Here is a 3,408-nt window from a genome sequence, read left to right on the forward strand (position 1 = left end):
GGGCTCGCTCACGGCCGGGGCACCCGCGCGCCGGCCGCGAGGTGGCGGCGGGTGAAGGCGAGGGCCTCGGCGAGGTCGGCCTCGCGTTCGGCGCTGGACATGGCCCGGCGGGTGTTGACCTCGATGACGACATGGCCGTCGAAGCCGGTGCGGGTGAGGCGGTCCAGCAACTCGGCACACGGCTGGGTGCCGCGGCCGGGAACCAGGTGCTCGTCCTTGGCGGAGCCCCGGCCGTCGGCGAGGTGGACGTGGCCGAGCCGGTCGCCCATGCGGTCGATCATGCCGAGGGTGTCGGTGCGGGCGGTCGCGGTGTGGCTGAGGTCGATCGTGAAATGCCGGTAGTCGTCCTTGGTGACGTCCCACTCGGGGGCGTAGGCGAGCAGCTCGCGGTCGCGGTAGCGCCAGGGGTACATGTTCTCGACGGCGAACCGCACGTCGGTCTCGTCGGCCATGCGCCAGATGCCGCCGACGAACTCGCGGGCGTACTGCCGCTGCCAGCGGAAGGGCGGGTGGACGACGACGGTGGAGGCGCCCAGCTTCTCGGCGGCCGACTGCGCGCGGCGCAGCTTGGTCCAGGGATCGGTGGACCACACCCGCTGGGTGATCAGCAGGCAGGGCGCGTGCACGGCGAGGATCGGCACGCCGTGGTGGTCGGAGAGGCGGCGCAGCGCCTCTATGTCCTGGCTGACGGGGTCGGTCCACACCATGACCTCAACGCCGTCGTAGCCGAGGCGCGCGGCGATCTCGAAGGCCGTCGCCGTCGACTCCGGGTAGACCGAGGCCGTCGACAGGGCGACCTTTACGTCCCTTGGTTCAGCCACGGACACACCTTACGGGGTGGGGTACCGGGGACGGGGGGTGTCCACGGGCCGGTGTGAGCTTCGCCATCGCGGGCCCGCGTACGGCTCACGCCGAGCCCATGTGGTCCAGGCGCCGCAGGATCACGCCCTCGCGCAGCGCCCACGGGCAGATCTCCAGGCTCTCCACGCCGAACAGGTCCATCGCGCCCTCGGCCACCAGCGCACCGGCGAGGATCTGCCCGGCCCGCCCCTCGGAGACACCGGGCAGCTCGGCGCGCTGCGCCGCGGACATCGCGGCGAGCCGGGGCACCCACGCCTCCAGCGACTCCCGCTTCAGCTCGCGCTGCACATAGAGGCCCTCGGCGTCCCGCGCGGCGCCCGCGATCCGGGCCAGCTGCTTGAAGGTCTTGGAGGTGGCGACGACATGGTCCGGGGCGCCGAACCGGCTGAACTCGCCGACGGTTCGGGCGATCTCCGCGCGCGCGTGGCGGCGCAGCGCGCGCACCTCGTCCGTCGTCGGCGGGTCCTGGCGCAGCCAGCCCGCGGTGAGGCGGCCGGCGCCGAGCGGCAGGGAGGCGGCCGCGTCGGGCTCCTCGTCGATGCCGTAGGCGATCTCCAGCGAGCCGCCGCCGATGTCGAGGACGAGCAGCTTGCCCGCGGACCAGCCGAACCAGCGGCGGACGGCGAGGAAGGTGAGCCGGGCCTCCTCGGCGCCACTGAGCACCTGGAGGCGGACGCCGGTCTCGTCGGCGACGCGCGCGAGGACGTCGTCGGCGTTGCGGGCCTCACGCACGGCGGAGGTGGCGAACGGCAGCACGTCCTCGACGCCCTTGTCCTCGGCGGCCTGGAGAGCGTCCCGTACGACCGCGACGAGGCTTTCGATGCCCTCGTCGCCGATCGCGCCGCTGTCGTCGAGGAGTTGGGCGAGCCGCAGGTCGGCCTTGTGGGAGTGGGCGGGCAGCGGGCGGGCGCCGGGGTGGGCGTCCACCACCAGCAGATGCACCGTGTTCGAGCCCACGTCCAGGACACCGAGTCTCATGGACGAAACGCTACTGCCAGAAGCCCTGTCCGCGGTGCCCGTACCGCCCTGAGGCGACTTACCCTGGACAGGTGCCAAAGACGAAAAAGGCGAAGGTCGACAAGACCGACAAGCCGACCAGGTCGCGCAAAGCCGACAAGGCCCTCAAGGACGACGAGAAGGGCCTCGATTTCGCGCGCGCGTGGGTGGAGTTCCCCGACCCCGCCGACGACGAGCAGGTCTTCCGCTGCGACCTGACCTGGCTGACCTCCCGCTGGACCTGCATCTTCGGCCAGGGCTGCCAGGGCATTCAGGCGGGCCGCGCGGCCGACGGCTGCTGCACGCTGGGCGCGCACTTCTCCGACGAGGACGACGAGAAGCGGGTCGCCGAGCACGTGGCCCGGCTCACCCCGGACATCTGGCAGCACCGCGACGAGGGGCTGCGGGGCGGCTGGGTCTCGGAGGACGAGGAGGGCTCACGGCAGACGCGTCCCTTCGAGGGCTCCTGCATCTTCCAGAACCGGCCCGGCTTCGAGGGCGGCGCGGGCTGCTCGCTGCACATCCTGGCGCTCAGGGAGGGCCGGGAGCCACTGGAGACCAAGCCGGACGTGTGCTGGCAGCTGCCGATCCGCCGCACCTACGACTGGATCGACCGCCCCGACGACACCCGCGTCCTCCAGGTCTCCATCGGCGAGTACGACCGCCGCGGCTGGGGCCCCGGCGGCCACGACCTGCACTGGTGGTGCACCTCGGCCACCTCGGCGCACGGCGCGGGCGAGCCGGTCTACGTCTCCTACCGGGCCGAACTGACCGAGCTGATGGGCGAGGCGGGCTACGACCGCCTGGCCGAGCTGTGCAAACAGCGGCTGGCTTCCCAGCTGCCGCTGGTGGCTCCCCACCCGGCGGACCCCGCCTAGGCCCTGTCTGACCATTCCCGTCTGCCGCGCGACGCCATGCCCGCACTAGCTGTCGGCCGGACTCGGGCTGTCCTCGTCGCCGCTCGGCGGCGGGGACGACTCCGGCGGGTCGGACGGGGACGGGCCGGACGGGTCGGGGTCCGGGCTCGGAGAGGTGCTGGACGGTGGCGGGGACTGGCTGGGCGGGTCGGAGGAGGGCGGCGAGGGCGGTGCCGTCGGCGTCGTCTGGTCCGGGGTCGGGAAGCCGGGCTGGGGGCGCGAGGGCGTGGGGGCCGGGCCGTGGCCGTCGATGGTGACGACCGCGCCGGCCGGGGCGACGGCCACGCGGGCCCGCCAGTGGCCCGAGGGCTCGCGCAGGTGGTCGACGTACACCTTGACCGTGACCGAATCACCGGGGTCGAGGGTGCCGGCGGACCGGCTGAGGTAGAGCCAGGGCGCGGAGGTGGTCGCGGACCAGCGCACCGGGGCGTCGCCGGAGGCGCTGAGGGTGATCAGCGTGGTGTCGCCGTGGTGGGCGGCGGCGACCGCGAGCCGGCCGGCGCCCGGCTTCCCGGCGCCGTTGACGCTGACGACCTCCACGGAGACGTCCGACTTGCCCTTCGCGGTGGGCCGGGTGCCGGGCTTCACGCTGGCGTTGCCCGCGTTCTGGTAGCCGCCCGCCGGGTCGCCGCCG

General features: G+C 73.7%; 3 protein-coding genes and 1 pseudogene. 1 reads left to right on the forward strand and 3 read right to left on the reverse strand.

The window, feature by feature from the left end; translation table 11 throughout:
- Positions 1-8: 8 nt before the first annotated feature.
- Both GT030_RS06390 and GT030_RS06395 read right to left on the reverse strand, forming a co-directional pair.
- Positions 9-821 (reverse strand): sugar phosphate isomerase/epimerase, encoded by an 813-nt coding sequence (locus GT030_RS06390; RefSeq protein ID WP_161200238.1) that lies wholly within the window; start codon positions 819-821, stop codon positions 9-11.
- Between the two features lie 85 nt (positions 822-906).
- Complete coding sequence (locus tag GT030_RS06395; RefSeq protein WP_161200239.1) at positions 907-1,839, reverse strand: Ppx/GppA phosphatase family protein; 933 nt, start codon at positions 1,837-1,839, stop codon at positions 907-909.
- 71 nt (positions 1,840-1,910) lie between these two features.
- Here GT030_RS06395 and GT030_RS06400 point away from each other — a divergent pair, with 71 nt between their 5' ends.
- Positions 1,911-2,735, forward strand: a complete 825-nt coding sequence (locus tag GT030_RS06400; RefSeq protein WP_161200240.1) for a hypothetical protein — start codon at positions 1,911-1,913, stop codon at positions 2,733-2,735.
- Between the two features lie 45 nt (positions 2,736-2,780).
- On the opposite strand, the pseudogene GT030_RS06405 reads toward GT030_RS06400, so the two are convergent.
- Positions 2,781-3,408: pseudogene (locus GT030_RS06405) on the reverse strand (BACON domain-containing protein); the annotation flags it as partial.

The sequence above is a fragment of the Streptomyces sp. SID1328 genome, assembly GCF_009865595.1.
GTDB classification, from domain to species: Bacteria; Actinomycetota; Actinomycetes; order Streptomycetales; family Streptomycetaceae; genus Streptomyces; species Streptomyces griseoluteus.

What these genes read in the sequence shown, in the direction of transcription:
- GT030_RS06395 (WP_161200239.1), bottom strand. Translation starts at nt 1,839, where the DNA reads ATGAGACTCGGTGTCCTGGACGTGGGCTCGAACACGGTGCATCTGCTG.